21 protein-coding genes and 1 pseudogene are annotated in these 19,446 nt (G+C 59.0%); 15 read left to right on the top strand and 7 right to left on the bottom strand.

Features of this window, described 5'->3' with window-relative positions; all coding sequences use genetic code 11:
* Positions 1 to 47: 47 nt before the first annotated feature.
* Both IVB32_RS20760 and IVB32_RS20755 read left to right on the top strand, forming a co-directional pair.
* Entirely contained in the window at positions 48 to 587 is a 540-nt protein-coding gene (locus IVB32_RS20760; protein ID WP_247411311.1) for a hypothetical protein, read from the top strand.
* Positions 588 to 1,190: 603 nt separating this feature from the next.
* Positions 1,191 to 2,846: a DUF87 domain-containing protein gene (locus IVB32_RS20755; RefSeq protein WP_247411308.1), complete on the top strand. Its 1,656-nt coding sequence runs from the start codon at positions 1,191 to 1,193 to the stop codon at positions 2,844 to 2,846.
* Positions 2,847 to 2,932: 86 nt separating this feature from the next.
* Here IVB32_RS20755 and IVB32_RS20750 read toward each other — a convergent pair whose 3' ends face one another.
* The gene (locus IVB32_RS20750; protein ID WP_247411303.1) at positions 2,933 to 3,592 is read right to left on the bottom strand and encodes a HepT-like ribonuclease domain-containing protein; all 660 of its coding nucleotides are present in this window, start codon (positions 3,590 to 3,592) and stop codon (positions 2,933 to 2,935) included.
* A gap of 166 nt (positions 3,593 to 3,758) precedes the next feature.
* On the opposite strand from IVB32_RS20750, the gene IVB32_RS20745 reads away from it, so the two are divergent.
* The gene (locus tag IVB32_RS20745) at positions 3,759 to 4,610 is read left to right on the top strand and encodes a hypothetical protein (protein WP_247411300.1); all 852 of its coding nucleotides are present in this window, start codon (positions 3,759 to 3,761) and stop codon (positions 4,608 to 4,610) included.
* Here IVB32_RS20745 and IVB32_RS20740 read toward each other — a convergent pair.
* From IVB32_RS20740 to IVB32_RS20730, 3 genes are all read right to left on the bottom strand, one after another.
* Positions 4,607 to 5,299 carry a helix-turn-helix transcriptional regulator gene (locus IVB32_RS20740; protein WP_247411297.1) on the bottom strand — a complete coding sequence of 231 codons (693 nt, stop codon included), beginning with the start codon at positions 5,297 to 5,299 and terminating at the stop codon, positions 4,607 to 4,609. The two genes, IVB32_RS20745 and IVB32_RS20740, sit on opposite strands and share 4 nt — an antisense overlap.
* 91 nt (positions 5,300 to 5,390) lie before the next feature.
* Complete coding sequence (locus IVB32_RS20735; protein ID WP_247411295.1) at positions 5,391 to 6,278, bottom strand: ImmA/IrrE family metallo-endopeptidase; 888 nt, start codon at positions 6,276 to 6,278, stop codon at positions 5,391 to 5,393.
* Positions 6,279 to 6,280: 2 nt separating this feature from the next.
* Positions 6,281 to 6,607 (bottom strand): helix-turn-helix transcriptional regulator, encoded by a 327-nt coding sequence (locus IVB32_RS20730; RefSeq protein ID WP_247411292.1) that lies wholly within the window; start codon positions 6,605 to 6,607, stop codon positions 6,281 to 6,283.
* A gap of 370 nt (positions 6,608 to 6,977) precedes the next feature.
* On the opposite strand from IVB32_RS20730, the gene IVB32_RS20725 reads away from it, so the two are divergent.
* Genes IVB32_RS20725 through IVB32_RS20715 form a run of 3 tightly spaced genes read left to right on the top strand, consistent with a single transcriptional unit; the run spans position 6,978 to position 8,783 of the window.
* Entirely contained in the window at positions 6,978 to 7,241 is a 264-nt protein-coding gene (locus tag IVB32_RS20725; RefSeq protein WP_247411289.1) for a DUF1883 domain-containing protein, read from the top strand.
* A 13-nt stretch (positions 7,242 to 7,254) separates the two neighbouring features.
* Complete coding sequence (locus IVB32_RS20720) at positions 7,255 to 8,067, top strand: nucleotidyltransferase domain-containing protein (RefSeq protein WP_247411285.1); 813 nt, start codon at positions 7,255 to 7,257, stop codon at positions 8,065 to 8,067.
* On the top strand, positions 8,064 to 8,783 hold the full coding sequence (locus IVB32_RS20715) for a DUF6602 domain-containing protein (protein WP_247411280.1): 720 nt from the start codon (positions 8,064 to 8,066) through the stop codon (positions 8,781 to 8,783). Before IVB32_RS20720 ends, IVB32_RS20715 begins: the two co-directional genes overlap by 4 nt.
* A gap of 27 nt (positions 8,784 to 8,810) precedes the next feature.
* On the opposite strand, the gene IVB32_RS20710 is transcribed toward IVB32_RS20715, so the two are convergent.
* A complete protein-coding gene (locus tag IVB32_RS20710; RefSeq protein WP_247411277.1) occupies positions 8,811 to 9,713 on the bottom strand; it encodes a hypothetical protein in 903 nt (300 codons plus the stop codon).
* Between the two features lie 44 nt (positions 9,714 to 9,757).
* The gene (locus tag IVB32_RS20705) at positions 9,758 to 10,498 is read right to left on the bottom strand and encodes a PaeR7I family type II restriction endonuclease (protein ID WP_247411274.1); all 741 of its coding nucleotides are present in this window, start codon (positions 10,496 to 10,498) and stop codon (positions 9,758 to 9,760) included.
* Between the two features lie 172 nt (positions 10,499 to 10,670).
* Between IVB32_RS20705 and IVB32_RS20700 the strand changes: the two genes are divergently transcribed.
* From IVB32_RS20700 to IVB32_RS20670, 7 genes are all read left to right on the top strand, one after another.
* Positions 10,671 to 11,147, top strand: a complete 477-nt coding sequence (locus tag IVB32_RS20700) for a hypothetical protein (protein WP_247411272.1) — start codon at positions 10,671 to 10,673, stop codon at positions 11,145 to 11,147.
* A 126-nt stretch (positions 11,148 to 11,273) separates the two neighbouring features.
* Entirely contained in the window at positions 11,274 to 11,534 is a 261-nt protein-coding gene (locus tag IVB32_RS20695; protein WP_247411270.1) for a hypothetical protein, read from the top strand.
* A gap of 143 nt (positions 11,535 to 11,677) precedes the next feature.
* On the top strand, positions 11,678 to 12,577 hold the full coding sequence (locus IVB32_RS20690) for a hypothetical protein (protein ID WP_247411268.1): 900 nt from the start codon (positions 11,678 to 11,680) through the stop codon (positions 12,575 to 12,577).
* Positions 12,578 to 13,437: 860 nt separating this feature from the next.
* Positions 13,438 to 14,322, top strand: a complete 885-nt coding sequence (locus IVB32_RS20685) for a hypothetical protein (RefSeq protein WP_247411267.1) — start codon at positions 13,438 to 13,440, stop codon at positions 14,320 to 14,322.
* Between the two features lie 205 nt (positions 14,323 to 14,527).
* Positions 14,528 to 15,262 (top strand): hypothetical protein, encoded by a 735-nt coding sequence (locus tag IVB32_RS20680; protein ID WP_247411265.1) that lies wholly within the window; start codon positions 14,528 to 14,530, stop codon positions 15,260 to 15,262.
* Positions 15,263 to 15,297: 35 nt separating this feature from the next.
* Positions 15,298 to 15,774 (top strand): hypothetical protein, encoded by a 477-nt coding sequence (locus IVB32_RS20675; protein WP_247411263.1) that lies wholly within the window; start codon positions 15,298 to 15,300, stop codon positions 15,772 to 15,774.
* Positions 15,775 to 16,579: 805 nt separating this feature from the next.
* A complete protein-coding gene (locus IVB32_RS20670) occupies positions 16,580 to 17,071 on the top strand; it encodes a hypothetical protein (RefSeq protein ID WP_247411260.1) in 492 nt (163 codons plus the stop codon).
* Positions 17,072 to 17,473: 402 nt separating this feature from the next.
* On the opposite strand, the gene IVB32_RS20665 is transcribed toward IVB32_RS20670, so the two are convergent.
* On the bottom strand, positions 17,474 to 17,974 hold the full coding sequence (locus IVB32_RS20665; RefSeq protein ID WP_247372243.1) for a hypothetical protein: 501 nt from the start codon (positions 17,972 to 17,974) through the stop codon (positions 17,474 to 17,476).
* A 71-nt stretch (positions 17,975 to 18,045) separates the two neighbouring features.
* On the opposite strand from IVB32_RS20665, the gene IVB32_RS20660 reads away from it, so the two are divergent.
* The gene (locus IVB32_RS20660; protein WP_247372245.1) at positions 18,046 to 18,666 is read left to right on the top strand and encodes a hypothetical protein; all 621 of its coding nucleotides are present in this window, start codon (positions 18,046 to 18,048) and stop codon (positions 18,664 to 18,666) included.
* Positions 18,667 to 18,942: 276 nt separating this feature from the next.
* Positions 18,943 to 19,446: pseudogene (locus IVB32_RS20655) on the top strand (hypothetical protein); the annotation flags it as partial.

The raw sequence follows: 19,446 nt of genomic DNA, 5'->3' as shown, positions 1-19,446 counted from the left end.
CTTACCGGCCGGGTGGTGCGGACTTTTCAACGGGACTAAGCTCGGCGATGACCCGCAGTGAAAGGATCGCGATGCAGCCTCTCGGACCTGAACAGACCTTTATCGTAGGCGAGATATGGACGCTGGCCTGGGCAGCATCGGTTCAACGCGCGAACCTCTACGTCGCGGGATCTAAGCAGACGCAGGAGTTTCGAGCCAAGATAAAGGATTTCGTCGGGCGCGACTTGCTGCCACACTACGAAAGCCCTTGTACCGAGTCACAGCACTACCAGAACATTGCTCTCCTGGTTGAATTTGGGACGCGTGCCATTCCCGATATTCTGCGCGATGGCAATTACAGGTATGGCGTGGCGCAGAAGCTGCTCAACCTTGCTCTCAAATACTATTGGTGCCTGGGCCACATCCCCGTGCCACCGCACTGCCCGGTCGACCGGATAATCATTGAAAAGACGCCCCTTCGCGGACGCGTGAACTGGACCGAGATCAAGGATGAGGCTCAGTACCGCGAAGTAATCGAAGCGATCAGACAAATTGCAGGCAGCGAAAGCCTGGCCAGGTGGGAGTTGCTCAACTACAGCCGCCGGTAGGAGCACGACGAAAGAGTGAGGCCCATCATCTGCAGCGATATTGGCTTGTCCAAGCAGGTTGTGAGATAAGGCACAACACAACTTGGAAAGCCGATCGTGTCAACGGACAGAATCCAGACCACACTTGCCGACAGAGCTCTGGCACTCGCTGCCAATGTCGCTGTCTTCTACATTGGCCTGTACGCCGCATCGGGAAATCTCCTCCCAACTGGCGGGCTCGAAAGTGTCTGGTTCTTAAGCGGCCTTGCACTGTGGTTTCTGGCGCTGCTTTCGGCGCCGTGGTTTGTCCCGCCAAAGGACGCTCTGGCCAATGCCATTGGCGCCATGGCGATACTGATCACGGCCGATCTCGGTGCGACCGGCTCTCTCAAGCCGCATCTGGAGGTCATGCGCTGGACCGCGGTGGTCTACTGCCTCGCCTCCATGGCGGGAGCAATGGTCGCCCTGTTCATTCACGACAAGAACAAGCGATCCCCCGTCGGACGGTTTTTCTTTCGGGTCACTGATGCTTTCGGCCAGGGCGAGCTGCTCTACACGCCCCCGGCGCTGATCAGCATCATCGGCGCCTATCAGAGCAGCCTGACCACGATCGGCTGGCTCACGATGCTGTGGACGCTGATCGCTATCGGCAGGCCCTTTGAGCGGCTGATCGCCGCTTGGAAGCACTGGCAGGCGGAGAAGGCCAGGGTCATCGCCTCCCCGACGGTGGGCATGATCGAACGCATCGACCACCCCAACATCGTGAGGGTCAGGCTGTCGCGGCACAGTTCTTGGAAGCCGGGCATGCTGCACACGGCGGCCATGTCAAATGGTGATCAGCACTACGTCATGGCCCTGTTCGCCCAGGTGCAGGGACTGGAAGTGATGGGGACCGGTCTCTGCGTGGCTGAGCTCCAGGACAGGATCGTCCTTGCCGAAGGGGACGTCATCCAGTCGCACTCGGCCGAGAAGGCGGCGGAGTTCATAGAGAACCTGAGCGGCACGGCCGGGTCCGTGCTGGTCGGGTTCACCGTCGAGAACTCGAACATCGGCATTTTACGCTTCGAGGTTTCGGCCGCCTCCGAGCTGGCTGAAGGCCAGGTCGTTTTTGTCCGCGTGAACGGCGCGGACGTCTTCTACCAGATCCTCGACGCCCAGACGGCGGAAGAGAGCTTCGACCAGAACCCGCGCGGTACGCACATCGCCAACGCCGTACAACTTGGCTGCTATTCACCGGAGGAAGGCTTCACCAAGTATGGCTGGCTTTCGACCATGAACACGCCAGTGTTCTGGGCGAAGGAGCGCATATTCCCCGCTCCTGTCGTCAAGCAGGGCGAGTTTCCGATTGGCGTCGTGCCATCGACCAACATCGGCGTGATGGCCAATATCGACGACCTGGTTCAGTTTCACACGGCCGTTCTCGGCGTCACCGGCACGGGCAAGACCGAGCTGGCACTTGATATCGTCCGCGAAGCCGCCAAGAACGACTTCAGGGTTTTCTGCGTGGATTTTACGGGAGAGTACAAGGCCCGGCTCGCCGAGCTGAAGCCCATTTTCCCCGCGCCGACGCAGAAGGAAACCGACGACCTTGAACAGAAGCTGTTCGCTGTCGAAACGACGCCCTACGGCGCACCCGCGGAGAAAGCTGCCCTGAAGGCCGCGCTCACCCAGATCAAGGGCGGCGTCGACAAGCAGATCAACGACTTTCTGGTCGGCAGTGATCCGCTGGCGATTCTGGAGCTGACCGAAATATCGAATACCAAGGCAACGCTGAGGATCACCGAGCTATACTTGTCGACGATCATGGCCTGGGCCCGGGCCAACCGACAGGCGCGCAAGGTTCTCATCGTCCTCGAAGAAGCCCACACCATCATCCCGGAAACATTCAGCTCGGGCTTTGACAGCGAAACGCAGTGGGTTGTCAGCCGGATCGGGCAAATCGCATTGCAGGGCCGAAAGTATGGCGTGGGTCTTCTGGTCATCAGCCAGCGGACCGCGCTGGTGAGCAAGACGATTCTTTCCCAGTGCAACACCTTCCTGACACATAGCCTGATCGACCAGACCAGTCTTACTTTCCTTGAAAGCGTCTACAGCTCGCAACACGTCCGCTCGATACCAAATCTCGGCCGCTTCCAGTTCCTGGCAGCTGGCAAAGCAATCAAGGCGGAGCGCCCGATCCTTCTTGGTCGGCCGTTCGACCAGGCCAAGAAGGATGCAAGCGACGCCTTGCGCAAGCCAGCGCCGGCGCCACCACCAGCGGCCGCTGCCGCCGAAGGCTGAAGTTGGGCGCCCCGCAATTCTCGAAAGCGCGCCCAAAACCTGCAAACCATGCCACCCCGTGCAGTTGAACGCAGCCCAACTGCGGATCAGGTGAGTGCGGGCTCCTTTAGCTCTGACACAAGTTTTCGCGCGGCCTGAACAAGGCCTGGCAGGTTCTCTTGTGTGATGTTCCAGATCAGGTCGGGATCGACATCCCGATATTCGTGCCGCAGGAAGTTGCCAAGGGTTTCAATCTTGCGCCATGCAATATCCGGCGCGGCTTCTTTCAGCTCCGCGGGCAGGGTCTTGGCGGCCTCCGAGATGATGAGCAATCCATGCTCCACGGCCCGCTGCAGCACCCAGGATTCCTGAAAGCTGATGCTCGATATTCCAACAAGCGCGCGGTTAATGGCCTCGGCTTCATCGATAATGTGCAAAAGACGGATAAGGGGCGTTTTGCTGGGCGCCAACAGAAAACGCGGATGGCCTCGCGTTTCAACATCTTCCCGGATGAACTTCGATAGCCCGGTCCTGGTGCCGTAATCGACATTGACGGGCAACGCCGCGCTCAGAACGTCGTAGGCGCCCATAAAGGCGTCGAGATCCAGCTCGGTGCCGGGAGTCCGATCGATAAACACGTCGACGTCGGAATCGGGGCTTGCTTCGTTTCTCGCGTAGGAACCGAAAAGATAGAGCCCCGCAACGCCAAAAGCCCGCAATTGCGGTTCAACCGCCTTTAGCCCCGAAATCACCTCTGCTGTTTGCATACCCTACTCTATCACGGCTTTATGCCGTCAGGCACGAGCGGTTTTTGACACCACTCTCAGCATCGCAAGATCGCAAATGCGATTTTACGACGCTAAAGACGACACGCGACACACGATCTAGTAGGCTGCCAAATCAGTTTCTCCTCAGCGGCGCGGAGCAAAAACGGTGTTAAATTTCGATCCTTCCTGGCGCTTTAGGTCTCCTGGCAAAATCGCCAAGGGCGTGATCGATGAATTCGCCGTCTTGATCAAGCGCGTTGCGGGCCAATACGGCCAGCGTCAACCGATTATCGAGCACTACAAGCGCTACTTCGCGGATGCGGCGGGCCGCCCCGCGCACCAGAGCTCCTCACTGAGCTGGGCTGAAAGCGATCTCGACGATTACATGCGCGAGGCCGGCGACAACGCGCCGATGTTCATCGAAGCGTTCTTCGACGCTGGCCAGGCCCTCAAGAACCAGAACCCGGAGCTGGTCGTGCCTGATACCGCGATGATCAACTATGTGCTGGGCACGCACGAGGCCGGCTACGAACTGAACCCGCCCCAGCTAATCGCTCGCAACGCCCCCTCGCCGGTCGCGATGGAGATTCTGCCGCCATCGCTGGACGCGCAGGCGCTCGATAAAATCCAGCAGTCCACGAAGCAGGCCGAGGAATATCTAACGGCCGGGAAGAACCGCGCGGCCGTACAGGAGATCCTTTGGCTGCTGGAGACGGTGTCGACCGCGTTTCAGGGCATTCCCGTTGGTGATGGCACGATCCAGGGGAAGTATTTCAACAAGATCGCGGATGAGCTGCGTACGCACCGCAAGGGCCAGGTCGCAGAGCAGGCCATTGGCTGGATGAAAACCCTTCACGGCTATCTTTCCTCGCCAACAGGCGGTGGCGTCCGGCATGGGGCAACGCTGTCTGCCGACTCTGAGCTTTCGGCCCATGAGGCCCGTCTGTTCTGCAACCTGATCCGCAGCTACCTGCACTTCCTCCTGGATGAGTACGACAGCCTGAGGGGTCCGCGCTAGGCGAGCTTCATCCGGCGCGGAATGTAGAGTTGGGTGAGTTCGCGATCGGCCGGCATAATGGCGAGGTAGCCAACCGTCATGTCCCACGACGGCTTGTCGCCCCAGTCGGCCCCCCGAAACTTGCGGTCGCGGGTGGCCGAATAGACGCTGGCCCCCAGTTCGCGCAGCTCCTCCAGAATTCCATTGAGGTCCTTCGCGAAGCCGAGGCGGCTGGAAACCGGAAAATCATCCACGTCCATCAGATCCTGGACATAGTCGCAGAAGCTGGCGGCGAGCTGCTTGGTCTCGTCGGTCAGAGCCGGGTCGATCGTGAACGACACCGCGTTGACGACGTCGGCAAAGTGGGCCGCCGCGTCGCCGGTGACCAGCGCCTGCGCGTCGATCCGCACATGGTCAGGGTGCTGGTCATCAAGGTCCTGCTGCTGCTGGGCCTGGAGGCTGTCGAAAAACTCGAGCACGTTTTCCATGAACTTGGGATCATCGAAGATGTCCGGGTTGGTGTAGCCGAGCGCCTTGGCGATAAGCCGCCGCGAGGTCACGTTGATGGGCTGGCCGGCCTCAAAGCGCTGGACCGTCCTGATGTTGACGGATGAGTTGGCGGCCAGTGCCTCCTGCGACAGATGCTGCGCTTCGCGGACGCAGCGGGCCCAGAAGCCGAGCGTCTTGGGGTCAAGCAGAGTGGTGTTCATGTCGTCCTCCTATGACCGGAACCTTAGGCCGGGCTGACGGGGCGGAACACGTCAGAATGCCGACAGTACGCCGGAGAGGTCGCATTCGCGGCTAACGCCAGCGCGACTGTTGGTCTCTGAAGCGTTGCGCCGATGTCCGGTCGTCGTCCACCTCTTCGGCCTCCTCGACCTCGAGCCAGAGCATCAAAAGCGCGAACCCATCTTGCTGAGGATAAACCTGCTCAAACAGATCAGCGCGCTGCACCGGCCTTAGCTCCACCCAGTGCTCTGGAATGATGGATGACAACTCGCTGGCGACCCGCTGGCGCAGATCTTTCCGATGAAAGCTGGAAGCACGTGGGACGGGCCTGCCATAGGGCACGGAAATCCACGGGAACGTAGATCCCTTGTGGGCACGTCGGACGATGCCGTCCTTGATGATGACAATGGCCAGCTGCTCGGGATGATAACGGGCATAGGCGCGGGCGGCGGCTTCCTTGCTGACGTCGAAGTGTTTCGCGACCAGCGGAATGTGCGCAAGGGTCGGATCGCCCCTCGGGATGAACTTCTGTAAGGCTGGCTTCGGGATCAACAGCAAACCAGCAAACTCGTTCGCTTCGGCTTCCATGCGCGCGTAGCGGTCGCCTTGCTCCGTCGACCATTTGGCCATGTCGGCGCGCGAGCAGAGGAATTTGCCAGCCTCGACAGGCTGGTGAGACACGATCAGGAAATGCCCCAGCTCATGCCCGATGGTGAACCTGCGGCGGCCGGACGGCGCCGCGCGGTTGACCAGGATGAAGCCGGTCGAGCGAGCATCATCGGTGACGAGGCCGCCTTCAAAGCCTTCGGTCTCAAGCGGCGCGATCCGCTCGATATCCAGTTGCCGGGCCAACTCTTCGATCTGCACCGGTATCGGCAGATCACGTTCGACGGACAGAATCTTGGTGACGAGGCCCATGGGCGAGCCCGTGTCGGCCAAGTCCATCCGCGAGATCTTCATGGCTACCCCTTGGGCTTCCTGTTCTTCAGGTGGTCCATCATGGCCTGAATGGCCTGGCGGTCGGCAGAACTCAGCTCATTCAATTCCCGGTACATGGCGACGACCTGCGGGTCGGCATCCTCGCCCGCAGGATTCTCGCCGATCAGCTCGGCGACGCTGACGTCGAAGCACTTTGCCAGCTTGGTCAGAAGCTCGATGGATGGATTGCTGCTCTTGCCGGTCTCCAGGTCCCATATGTGCGCCTTGGATGCCCCCACATCATCCGCAACGTCTTGAAGCGACTTCTTTTTTTTGAGCCGCAGTTCTTTGATTTTTGAAGCCAGCGCCATCGAAACCTCTCGTGAATCGGAACGGCGCGGCTGGGGACCGTGCCGCTTATCTGACGATTTTGTACCACAGCCATTGACGGGTCGCAAACCGTACAGATATAATTGTACAGAATCGTCGACATGAGTCGGAGATCGAAAAGGAGCGACTTATGTCGAAATCAACTAAAGGCGGTGGCCCCTACCGCAGTGCAACTACGGGGCAGTATGTAACGCCGAAGTACGGGCGCAGCCACCAGAGCACCACGGTTCACGAAGCGCCGGGTAAGCACGGGTCGAGCGGGCCGCACTATCGCAGCGCCATCTCGGGCCGGTACGTCACGACCAAGCATGGCCAGTCTCACCCCAACACGACCGTGAAGGACAAGTAAGCATGAACTTCCTTCACAACGATTTAGGCCTTCTCAGCGGCGGTGAAGTGGTCGAGGTCAGTCTCGACCACGCCGCCAACGTCCGGCTGATGGATGCCGGCAATTTCCAGAGTTACCGGCAGGGCAGGCACCATCGCTACTTCGGTGGCGAGGCGCGGCAGTCGCCCGTACGACTGCAGGTGCCGCAGTCGGGGCATTGGCATGTGGCGATCGACCTGGGCGGTCGGGCCGTCACGGTCCGGGCCGGCGTCAGGGTGCTCTCGTAAGAACGGTCCATCGATGAATGCGCTCGAATTGCGTGGCCTCGTCAACCCCCAAGGCTGGCGGATGATGTCCGAGCAGGACTACCTCACCGCCATTCTGGTGCGCGAACAGGTCGGCGGCGGCCTGGCATCGCCGGCATTGTTCGTGCCTGGCGTGATCAGACCGGTCATCGACCAATGGGCCGGCCGTTATCTGCTCGACATCGCGCCGAGCGGCTCTTACGCCAAGGGCACGGCCAACCGCAGCGGCACGGACCTCGATATCTTCATCTCGCTCTCGCCGGACACGGTGGAAACGCTGTCCGACATCCATAAGACGCTGGCCGCGACGCTGAAGGCGACCGGCTATCAGCCGCGCCTGCAGAACGTCTCGATCGGCATCAAGGTCAACGGCTACGCCGTGGATCTCGTCCCGGGCAAGCGGCAGAACTGGTTGTTCAACGACCACAGCCTGTACAAGCGGCGCGGCGATACCTGGACCAAGACCGACATCTCGCAACACATCGCGAAGGTGAAGGGCTCGGGCCGTCAGGCTGAAATCCGGCTTATCAAGCTTTGGCGAAGCCAGAAGGGCCTGGAGTTTCCGTCGTTCTACCTTGAGCTCGCAGTCATCAAGGCGCTTGAGACCGCCTGGTTGTCGCCGCTGGCCGACAACCTGCGAACGGTGTTCGCCTATCTGCGCGACAACGTCGCCACGGCGAGGTTTGTCGACCCCTCCAACACCAACAACATCATCTCGGACGATCTTACGGTCGCCGAGAAGCAGGCCATCAAGAAGGCGGCCACGGCGGCGCTCGCGGCGCCCTACTGGCGGGATATCGTCGTATGAGCGGCTGGTCGCTTGAAAAGCTCCTGGCCGGCCTTCACGGGGAGATTTCAATGCGACTGGAGCGCAGCCGTTCCGCGCTTGGCCATCCTGTCGCCAAGGGCGATGCCACCGAGGGTATCTGGATCGAACTACTGCAGAACTATCTGCCGGAGCGCTACCGCGCCAACCGGGCTTTTGTCATCGACAGCACCGATACGACCAGCCAGCAGATCGATATCGTCGTCTACGACCGTCAGTACACGCCGCTCATCTTCAACCAAGATGGCACGTTGGTAATCCCGGCCGAGAGCGTCTACGCCGTCTTTGAGGCCAAGCAGTCCATTGATGCCGCACAGGTCGAATACTCGGCTAAGAAAATCGCGAGTGTCCGAGCCCTGCACCGGACCAGCCTGCCGATACCCTCGGCCAGCGGTTTGCAACCGGCCAAGAAGCCTGGAGACATCCTTGGCGGCCTGCTCACGTTCGACAGCGAGTGGAATCCCCCTTTGGGTGATCCGCTTCTGAAGGCGCTCGCCGCCGCCGACGCCATTGCTTCCCTGGATCTCGGGTGTGTGGCGGCGCACGGCATTTTCATGAAGCAGGTTGGCGGTCACGTCCTCGAACCTGACAAACGCGCGGCAACGGCATTCCTGCTGGAGCTGATCGCAAGGCTGCAGACAATGGCGACCGTGCCGATGATCGATGTGCGGGCGTACGCAAAATTCTTAAAGGGGTGAGGCGATCGGCCTTGACGCGAAGCTGGGTTATTCCTCGCTGCCCAACCTCTTCACGGCCGACACAACCTGAAAGGCGAAATCGGTCATGAAGATACAGTTAAGGGAGTGCCAGAAGGAGTTGTAAACGATCAGGCCATGAATCGCGGCATGCCTATTGGGCACGGGATCGGACTCCAGCTTCTCGCGATTACTTGCATCCACCCGGACATAGATATGGTCAGTCAGGCGTTGGTAGAGGCCGAGCGCATAAAACCCAGGTGGATTGGTCTGGCTGATCGACAGCTCCATTCCGGGCTCTCCGATGACCTTGTCCACTTTTATGGTGCCAAGGTCATTTCCTAGGAGTTCGACCCGGGCGACTCGTTCGATCTCCGGCAAGAGAAGGCGACACACGGAACGGTAGTGGCCGTTCTGATGAGCGGCCAACGACTCAGCCAGCGCGGCTTTAGCTTCTTCGTCGATATCGAATTGCTCCGCACGATCCCGGATGTCTTGGCTGATCTTTCCCCAATTATCCCGATAGTGGCGCTCGAGAGCGCTGCGTAAAATGTCGTCGGTATCATCCGCATCCAACAGCGTGAACGGCGTGGAGGGGTGAGGTAACACGCCGAGTCGGTCGAGCGCCTGTTTGCGCCGGTCGGCTTTCGCCAGCTGATCGAAGAGCCTTACTTGCTCGGGCGACGGCTTAGGAACCAGAGCTTCGGCGCGCTTGGCGAGCTCGGCCATCCTGTCCAGAGTCGCCTGCGCGGGAAGCGCTATTTGCGTGATCTTGCGTTGTAGCTCCGTCCAAAGCTCTTGCTGGGCCGCAAATTGCTTCTGGATCTCCGGGAACACGGCGAGCGCGTTCGCGTGAGCTTTTTTGATAGCCGAAAGATCAATATTGGGAATCGAGATCGGCTTAATGTTTGGCACTTTCGCAAGTGCCGCCATGGCAGCCTCGAGGCCCGGGGGTATCTTCGGGTCTTTCGTCATGGTTAGGAACGCGCTGCCTCGGCCGCGATATGCCCTGCAAAAGACGTGACGAACGTCTTGAGGCTCGATAGCTCGGACATATCGGCAAAAGTGGCTGTCGTGGCGGCCGACCGCTGCGAGGTCAGAGTGCAGGTCGCGCTGTACAGATTTTCCTTCACCAGCTTCTGGCACAGTAGATCATAGCGCTGCAGGTACGAGGCCTTTTTGAACTCAGGAAAGATCGGAAAGTGGCGTGAGCCGTCGCGCGTGCTAGGCCGGCGTGATTTCTCCGTGTCCTCGACCATGATCAGCCATCCGACAAAAGGCTTGGGATGACTACCGAATGCACCGTCTCGGTAGGCCGTCCAGAAATCGTGTGCGGTGCCGATGGCCTCCTCGGCACGGTTGTTGGCATTGTTACTGAACGACGGCCCGACGTGGCTCTTCATCTCGAGGGCCGCGACCAGACGGTCGTTCTGGATCACCAACACATCCCACAACTTTGTCGGCCGGAAAAAGCCCGGCAACGTAAGCATCGAGCGATTGCGATGGACAGACGCTGTGCCAAGCCCATTAGCCTCCACGAGGTCAATCATGAGGCCCGCGAAGCCATCCATGGTGTTGCCGGCAGTGACGGCACCGCGCTCGCCCGTATCGGTCGTGCCGGCGGTTATCTTGGCTTCAAGCGCCTTTTGCCGGTTGCCCCAGAAAGCCATCGTCGCATCGCTGGCTTTCTGTTGATAGTCCGCAAGATCCAGTGCCATTAACTTCCATTTCCTCCGAGAGCTGCGCGCTCTTCTTTATTGAGCCCGTAAAGTTCGAAAACCGCCGCATTGGCAGCTTCTACGTTACGTGATTCGGCAGCCTCGATGAGGATGGCACGCAAACGCTCGGGCACATTTGCCCAGTCAGAAACACGAATGCGACGAAGGTACTGTGCCTGGAAGCGCAGATAAGCCCTTCTATGTCGGCGATGCACTCCACGCGATGTCTGCGAAAGGCGAGCCAAGACCGAAAAGAGCCCTCGACGACCCGAACTACAGTTCCAAATACAATTGCCTAGAACTTGCGAAAAGCCGTGGCCTCCTGAGGGTCGTTCGCACGCCTGCGAACGGCAGGAATAGAGCCATTCTGCCGACGGCGAAGCTCAAAAGCCTGATGGACGACTTTTTTGCGAGCACGATGCAGTTCGCGCAGGACGTCGTCGCAACGGCAAAAGATCATGGGATATACGATCCATCCCCGGCAGCGGAGTTGGCTTTTAGCGTATTCGTGGAAGTCGATAAAAAGCGCCAGATCTTTATCATTACGCACAACTTTGGCGTCATGGTAGCGATAGGCATGTTCTCGATTTCCTACAGGGCGACCGCGCGCTCGACTTACCCTCTTCAGAAGATGATTGGTCGACGCTGACCACCTGCAATGTATGCGTTCAATGAAAATGTAGTCGGCGACTGCTGACTCTAATTCATGGGGCGGCAATTTTGCCGAAGAAGGACAACCCCATGAACTACTTGGAACCGACTCAGCGCGCTGATCGTGCTCGCGATCAGCCTGGGTGCGCTGCCCGCAAACGCCGGCTACGTCACGTTCCGAGCAGGGGCGAATACGCCGTGGACCTATTGGACGATCTGGTACCACACCGGCGGCAGCAGCAATCTCGCGCTTCAGGCCGGGCAGAAGCAGTGCCAGAGCCAGATTGAGCCCGGCGACACGTTCAGCATCTCCACCACTGGCATCCCGGCGAACAACGCCCCGCGTTATCCCCTCGCGCCCTGGATCAAGAATGCCTGCGAGTAACGTCTCGCTAAAAAAGTAGGCCGGGGGCCGCCTCAACGGGTGGCCCCAGCACTATTAGTCAGCGCTAGTGATCGCTGTTATCGTTCATGGGCTGGGAACGCGCCAAACGTTCTGCCTAAATCGATATGATGAGAAGTTAGCACATGAACGCGCAGGCCAAGATTTCCCTGGAGGCCGTCTTAAACGAGGTAGTCTCCTTCGTATTCAAAGAGACGCACCTGCTCGCCAGGTATGAGGCGGTCCTGCAGCCAACACTGGGCGGGCTGATACCGGCTGGTGGACACGATGCCTTTGAGAAGCGCATGAACCGCGTCGTCGAACATCTGGGCGGGCCACCCGAGTTCTATCTCTTGCTCGATCACCAGGAACCGCCACCGGCGGATAATTACCCGGAGGCGGTCATGCGAGAGGCCTTCGCAGTATTTTACCGGGCTCGATCGTCAGTACTACGGGCACATCTATATATGACCGGTTCGACGGTTCTCGCCGGGCAGCCGGACGTAATCGACGCGCCCAAGGACGTGACCGCTGTATTCGTGAAGGAAGCACAGGCTGCTTTCTGGGAACATGCGGAAGCGGCCTACATCCGGCTCTATTCCTTTTGGGATCGTGTTGGGCAGGTGCTGGACTTCAGCTTCTTCAATATTCGGAAGTTCGACCAGAACGGTTTTACGGCTGTGATGGACCACATTCACTCAAATGCGGTCCCCATGGATATGCGCCTGAAATCCAGCCCAAGCTGGAAGCGCCTGCGGACTTTCCAGACTTCCGAGAAAGAAGACGGCCTGAAGTGGCTTCTCCAGCGCCGCAATCTCGTTGTTCACAGCCTGCACCTGCATCCGGTCGGCACTGAAGATGATGGCGTATTCAAATCGCAGTTTAACCACCTCGATGCTGCTCATCGCGAGAAGCTGCGCCCGAGGGAGCCAAGTGAGGAAGTCGCGCTGCTGATGGGGCAACTTGAGAAGGCCAGCACTCATTTTCGCGACTTCCTGGACATTGTCGAACTGACGCCTTCCCGAAAGCGAGAGAGCTATCTGTAATCAATGCCCGCTTCTCCGTGTTTGGTGCCTAGGAAAAGGATGACGGAGGTGGCTCCATCGCAAAATCGCAATTACGACGAACCGCATTTGCGACTACCTAACTTCACTTGAAATTTATGGTTGAACGTCCCATAAAGGCGCTGTCGCTTTCGTTGCGATTCTGCAAAACAGGGGCCGCTCCAACGGCCCTGTTGCTTTATGCGCGGATGCTGATCGAGAGACAGACTCTCAATCGCCCAAACCACAAAGCCAACATGCCACGTAGATGCTGGCCATCACTTTCGTTGATTGTTCTGCGTTGTGGCCATGTGCCTTAAGTGGCCAAGCCTTGTAACCCAGGCTTCCGGGCTCCTGTGAGAATTCGCGTGCACTAGCGATAGCCGCGCTTGAGCTTCCTTGTCCAATTATAGGCCATGGCGATATCGGCGCTACCGCGCGTGTGGTGGGTTTCGACAAGTGCCGGCGCGGCCGATCCTTGGCCCGACAACACTCCACGCTTTCATTCTGTGTCATGAAGTCTGAGACGTAGTGCAACACGTGTCAAGAAAATCCGAATTTTATTTGTGTGACACACTTTTTGAGACAATTCAAAGTGTGGCACATGGGTGCACCCTAACGCCACAGCCCGGGGAGCGAAGACCATCGCCTCTAAGGCGGCTCGAAATTCCGCTTGCAACGTCAGAAGCCATAGATACCATTGGCGCAATTTTTGGTTGTTCATTGCGGCGCCTCTCTGACATGACGAGACGCCTCCAACGGTTACGCACAGACGCATGACGAAGCGTGGCAACTCGCCAAATTTCAAGATGAAGCGCTGGCTCGCCAATCCATCGAGGCGATTCGATTTACGAGGTCCGCCAATGAAAGAAGAAGTAGCACCGGCCGCCTCCGAGTCGATTGTTGACAGCCTGCTCCGACAAACCAGCGCTTTCCTGAGGATCATCGTCATGATCGCCGTCGTGGTTTATGCCTACGCGAACCGCGAAAGACTGTTCGACTGGTTCTCGACAATCACGCACGGTGAAGCTTTCGGGGTTAAGTTTGATCGGGCGAACGCGGAAAAAACATTTGAGAATCTGAGAGGCAAGGCACCACTATTTCAAGCGGATGGCACGTTTTTGCAAGGCGCCCTCGCGCGCGCGGCAAGGGTTGGCGGCGCCGTTTCGGGCGCTCGAGTGTTATGGCTGGACACTAATCTGCCGAACAATATTGTCGAGCGGCAAGCGCTGGCGGCGATGAATGTCAGCGTCCAGCGGGCCTTGTCCCCTGACGATGCGCTGAAGTTTGCGCGGCAGGCGGCGCGAGATCATGAACCCTACGACCTGATCATCAGCAATATCACCAAATCCACGGGCTCTGGCCCTCTGCAAAAATGTCCGGTCGTGTACAATCGAGTTCCGGACGACCTTGCGTCCTCATCCAAATCGCCGGCCGAATTCAGCGCGGCCCAGAACCGTACACCATTTGTGGGCTTCGCTTTCGCCGAGGCACTGGCTTCCGATAAGGACACAGAGGCGGCCTACATGTCGCCGGAACGCCCCCGATTGGTTTTCTACTCGTCATCCAACGGCGGCATCGTATCGACGGTCTGCGCCCGCCTTATCACGAACTACGCGGACATCCTTCTGCAGGGAGTTGTAAGTGCTCTCGAAGAATCTCGCTGGGAAAAGCTACCGCCGCTGCCGACCTCGCAACCGACCCCGACACCTCTCGCAGTGGAGTTCGTTAAGTCTCCCGCGAAGTGACATTGCGGCCGTATCGCAGGCGATCTGATGTCCGCACGTTATGCTGCCGCAACCGCAATCGATCATGCCAGGCTGCCCGTGGCTCCTCTCGCAACGCCGCATTATTCTGATATTTGCCAAGAATGATGAACCTGTTTGATGCTATCGGCATCCGCACCGTTCTGCGGGACCACCATCCCTTCTACGTATACGTCCTGTGCCGGCCATGTGGTCAGCCATTCTATGTGGGCAAGGGTGTCAATTTGCGCTGTCTGCAACACGAAGCCGACGCGCGAACAACAAGGCTCTGACGCACAAGCTGAACGTCATCCGAAGCCTTCATCGCGAAGGCCAGGCGGTCGCTTATCGCATCGACAGCTCCTATCCAGATGAAGCGGGGGCGCTGGCACGCGAACGCGCATTGATCGCCGAGATCGGGCGGCACGACCTGAAGCTTGGCCCTCTCACGAATCAGACTGACGGCGGCGGAGGGACGTCAAACCCTTCCGAAGCGAGTCGCCAGCGCCGCCGGGATTCGCTGTGGGGCGAAGCCGAAGACCCTGAACGTCAAACCATCAATCGATGGTTTCAGAAACTGACGCAGGTCAAGTCGGTCCCCATCAAACCCGCTGCGACGTTTACGCGGGCGGCGGGTCTTTGGAAGAATGATGACACGATTGGCATGAAACCGCGCCAGGCCGGCGCCATCATCGCCACCGCATTGGCGAACGGTGTCTTGCTTGAACCCAATTGCCTGTTGCCGCGCCGGCTTGAAGTCGAAGGCATAGAATACATCATCGAGAACGGGGTTGGCCGTGACATGGTATCAAACGGGATGATCGAGGTGCACGACGCCACAGCGACGCGGGAAATGTTCAGGCTGACAGGCCCAGGATACGCATTCGTCGTGGAGACCTTCGGTACGGAAACCCTGATCGATGCGGGCCTCGTCGTGCCATAGTTCGCATACATGCAACAGGAATGGGGGCTAAACCAATGGATTACTTTCAGGGCGTGGTGCTTGAATATCTACGGGCTGACCGCGCATGTTTCGTCAACCCGGAATTCTGGCTGCGAGGCAACGAGACCAGCCCGCACGAGAAGCCGCACTGGTACGTCGACGTACTCGCCGTGAACATGCGGGAGAAAGCAGTCTATCTCTGCGAAGTCACTTACGCCAACCAGCCGCGCGCCTTGTTGCAGCGGCTCAACAGTTGGCACACCCATTGGTCCATCATCAACAAGACGCTCAGGGAGGACAGCAGCATCTCTCCGGACTGGCCGGTCGTTCCGTGGGTATTCGCGCCTGAGCCGGGACTGAAGATCATCACGCCGGAATTGAAGCGGCTTTTTCCAACGGCGAGAACCACCGGTCTGGAGTCCGTTCTGCCCTGGCTTTACTGCACCTACGATCGAAAGCCCGAAGCCGAGACCGAGGACAAGACTGCAAGGCCAGCCCCGCAGCTCATATGACCGCGCATTTCACCGGCAAGTTGACCCTCAAGAAAGGTCGGTAGACGACCGCCGCCAACGATTGTTTGCCGTTGACGGCGCGGTCGCAGCGATAGCCGGTTAGCTTCGCCAGGTTCTCACCACCGGGCTGCCCCATGCCGGTGAGGCCGGTACATATTTGTGGCGGCTGATCTGGCCCCGGTGGGCCAGGTGCTTCAGCATCATCGCGACGCGCGTGGCTGCGCTATAAGGACGGCCGGCCCCCTTGCCGGCCGGAGCGTACCTGTGCACCAGGTAATGCCAGCTGAGGGGAAACCGGCCCCGAAATCTGGCGACAAATTCCTCGGTCGTGAAGCGTCTGTTGAATGACGCGGCAACAAGGAAGACCCGACGGGAAATGCGATCGATCGTTAATTGAGACATAGCCTACTCCTTCGGCAAAACCGTTGATTGGCGAGTGCGAAGGGGTGGATGCCGGTCCCCAATGCCTCCCGATCGCAGAAAGTCCGCGATCGGGCTGGGGACCTGTAAGGTTGGCCGGGAAGTCGCCGCTCTGCAGCATCTTCGCCGACTCGGCGGCCCGCTCATAAGAGCGGCCTGAACCAGCACCTGCTGCCGTTGTATAGGGTCCTCCGGCCGCCGCAATTCACGACATGGAGAGCACCAGCCTCGGAATTCCGGTCGATTTAGCAGTTTCCAGAGCCGCGCCAAGCAGGGACGACGCCCATCATCGCTTGATTGCAACGTTCGACGGCAAACCGCGTTTGATTCGAGCGCAAGACGCCATACGTACTGGTAACGCTGCGGTCGCAAGAGGTTCTGAACGATGGGTGCAGTCAGCTTTCGGGGAGACGTTGTCGATCGCCGGATCGAGCATGGCGCGCGGATTACCGTTGATGACTATGTGCAGTACGTAAAGCTGGACCATCGGCTGAGCCCGAAGGGCGAGGAGCTGGAGGAGACGGCCCGAGATCTCGGCATGACGCGAGCCGGACTCATCGAGCTGCGCAAATGGGCGCAACAGGTAACCAGGACGAGCAAGGAGAGATTGGCTCGGGAAATGACGCTCCTCTACACGTTGAATGCGCATAGAGACCGCATTCTGGGAGCTCAATATCTGACCAAGGCGGCCGCCGCAGACGTCGCCAGCGTTGTTCCCGGCGACCTCCTCGACCTCGATGAGATTTACGGGGGCATCATGGTCCAGGGATTCTACGTCCTTGTATCCGATCAGACTCTTGCGCGTGGGCTGAGGAAATATCGGCCGGAAGCCCTCCTAGGCGGCCTCATTGCCGAGCGAGCGGCGGCGCGCGCCTAGGCGGCTATGCGCCGCCGGTCCACATGATCAAGTTGACCGAAACGCAAAGCATCACACCCTACAAGTGGGTGCATCCGAGCGAGAACCGCTAACTCCGGTTCGTCACCGGCTACCGCACAAAGACGCTATTTATGCTGCACCACCGGGTTTTCTGGCGCCTAGAGCAAAAAATATTTCCGCAAAAATCTACCGAATCCAGCCGGTCAGAGATCTCCGTCCAGCTAAATAATCGGAACGATCGGTGATCGTCTCCCTTGATTTGAGGCCCAAATCTCTCCGACCAAAGGAGGTAAACGTGCACGCGTTTGCTTACGGTCTGGTGACCTTGGGTTACCTGATCCTTTTCATTCTAAGCCTGGGTTCTTGATTTCCAGGTCGCGGGGCAGCTTCGGCTGCCCTGCCCTAGCTTCCGCTGCGGCGTATTTCATCGAGCCGCTGCTGAATCCGGCCTGACACGCCCTGCGTCATGGCGAGAAGGAGCTTCAATTCGCCTGGCGAGAACGAAATATCACGGATCGACTGGATATCGGTGACGATGCTGCCCTTGAGCGGCCGCACCGAGATCGTTGAGGCGTCGGTGTGGGCGTATTCCTGGTTTCTCAGCTTGAGCAAGCGCTCATGGAAGGCTGCCTGTTCGTCGTCGTATTGCAGCAGTCTCTCCGGGAAATTGATGCCCTTTCCGCGCCCTCCGGCAAATGGACGGGCATAGGCTACGATCATTGTCGTCGTAAAAGCGGTCTGTTGCAGCGGCACGCTTCCCCGGCGCAAGAACGACAGGCTGTGCCAACCCTTCTTGAGGATATAGTAGGCGCAAGAGCTTGCGATGCCCAGGTCGCCGTGTGAGGCGTGCAGCTTCTCATAAAGAGCGCGGTCCCTTGGTGAAAGATCTATGTCTTCACTCATCGCGCCCACCCAGCCGCTCGCTTCAGTACCACATAAGGGATTTCATGACAGACATCTTCAAGTTCTGGTCGATGATCGGCAAGGCCGAAACGATCCATCCGCCGGACCGCCCGGTGTTCGCCCGCCTCAACGGCTCGCACGGCTTCGACCTGCGTTGCCTGCCGTCCAACTTCGGCGGAAAGCTGCGTACCGCGCCCGTCGTGTTGCTTTACCTGTCGCCGGGCTTTTCGGAAACCGACGTTCGTGTCGCGAGATCGAAAGAAGGACAGGAGCGATATGTGAAACAGCGAACCGGTCGGCTCGGGTTCACGGACCATCATCCGGAGGCCGCCAGATGGCGAAAGGCCCGGCTGGCTTGGCTGGGTGAGCCGGACACCATCAGAGACAAGGTCGCCATCGCCAACATCGGCGCCTATCACTCCCGGACCTTCACGGATCATCATGTTCTCGCCGCGCTTCCCTCCAGCCGGGCCATGCTCGATTGGGCACAGTCGGTCCTGTTTCCTCAAGCGGAGCGCGGCGAGAGGATGGTCGTCTGCATGCGGGCCGCAAACTTCTGGGGCCTTGAGGCCGGACGCAGGTACGGCAAGGCGCTGTTTGCGCCGCAGACCACTCGCGGCGGGCATATGCAGCGTGGAGAACTGCGGGACACCATCGAAAGAGCGGCGAGGCGCTATCTATCTCGCGGCTAAATTCTTTGTGCCCGCCAGTTGGGCGTGCTTATTTGATGCAAGTATGCTGCGTGTACCTCGTGCCGGTACGGTCGTTTGCGTTGTGCGATACAAGGCATTCGAACGCCCCGTGAACGGAAGCCCGCTTTTTTAGCTGTTGTTGTACGAGATTTTGCCCATGGCATCCGCCGCAAAATACGAGCGCCAATCCTTTCGTTTCTCCGACAGTGTCGTCGGCAGCGCGCAGGACGCAAGTAGAGACAAAACCTGGAATGGCGGGACGTCGGCACCGTTGGCTTGACCATTCGCATCACCAAGAAGAAGGCCATCTGGTACATCCGCAGGCGGGATATCACCATCCGCCTCTGCGAAGTCCGCCAGCTGCCGTATGAGCAAGCGAGATATGTCGCCAAGCAGATACTGCTCGCTGCCGAAATGAAGCGCGACCTCCGCGATGTTGCCACGGTCCTGCTCAGCTACGCCTTCCCCGGCAATCCGCAATCAAATGCAGTTGACCAGAGACTGGAACACGGACTCGCGAATTGGGAGAAGGCCAAGACGCTTCCCGTCGGAGCGATCGCGCCGTTCTGGAGCTGGAAGACTTTGACGGAGAAATTTCTCGCTTACAAGAAGCCGAAGCTGAAGGAGAGCTACCGGGAGGAATACGCGCACTATCTGGAGCTCGAGCAGTTCGCCGCCGTCAACGACAAGATGGTTCGCGACATCAAGCTGAGCGATCTCGAGAAGCTCAGAGACGCGATCGGAGAGAAGCACGCGCCATCAGCCGTCCACCGGGCCGTC

This window comes from Bradyrhizobium sp. 23 (assembly GCF_023073295.1).
Lineage (GTDB): Bacteria > Pseudomonadota > Alphaproteobacteria > Rhizobiales > Xanthobacteraceae > Bradyrhizobium > Bradyrhizobium canariense_D.
Note: the sequence above shows the minus strand (reverse complement) of the source record. Positions and strands in the feature narration are given on the sequence as shown.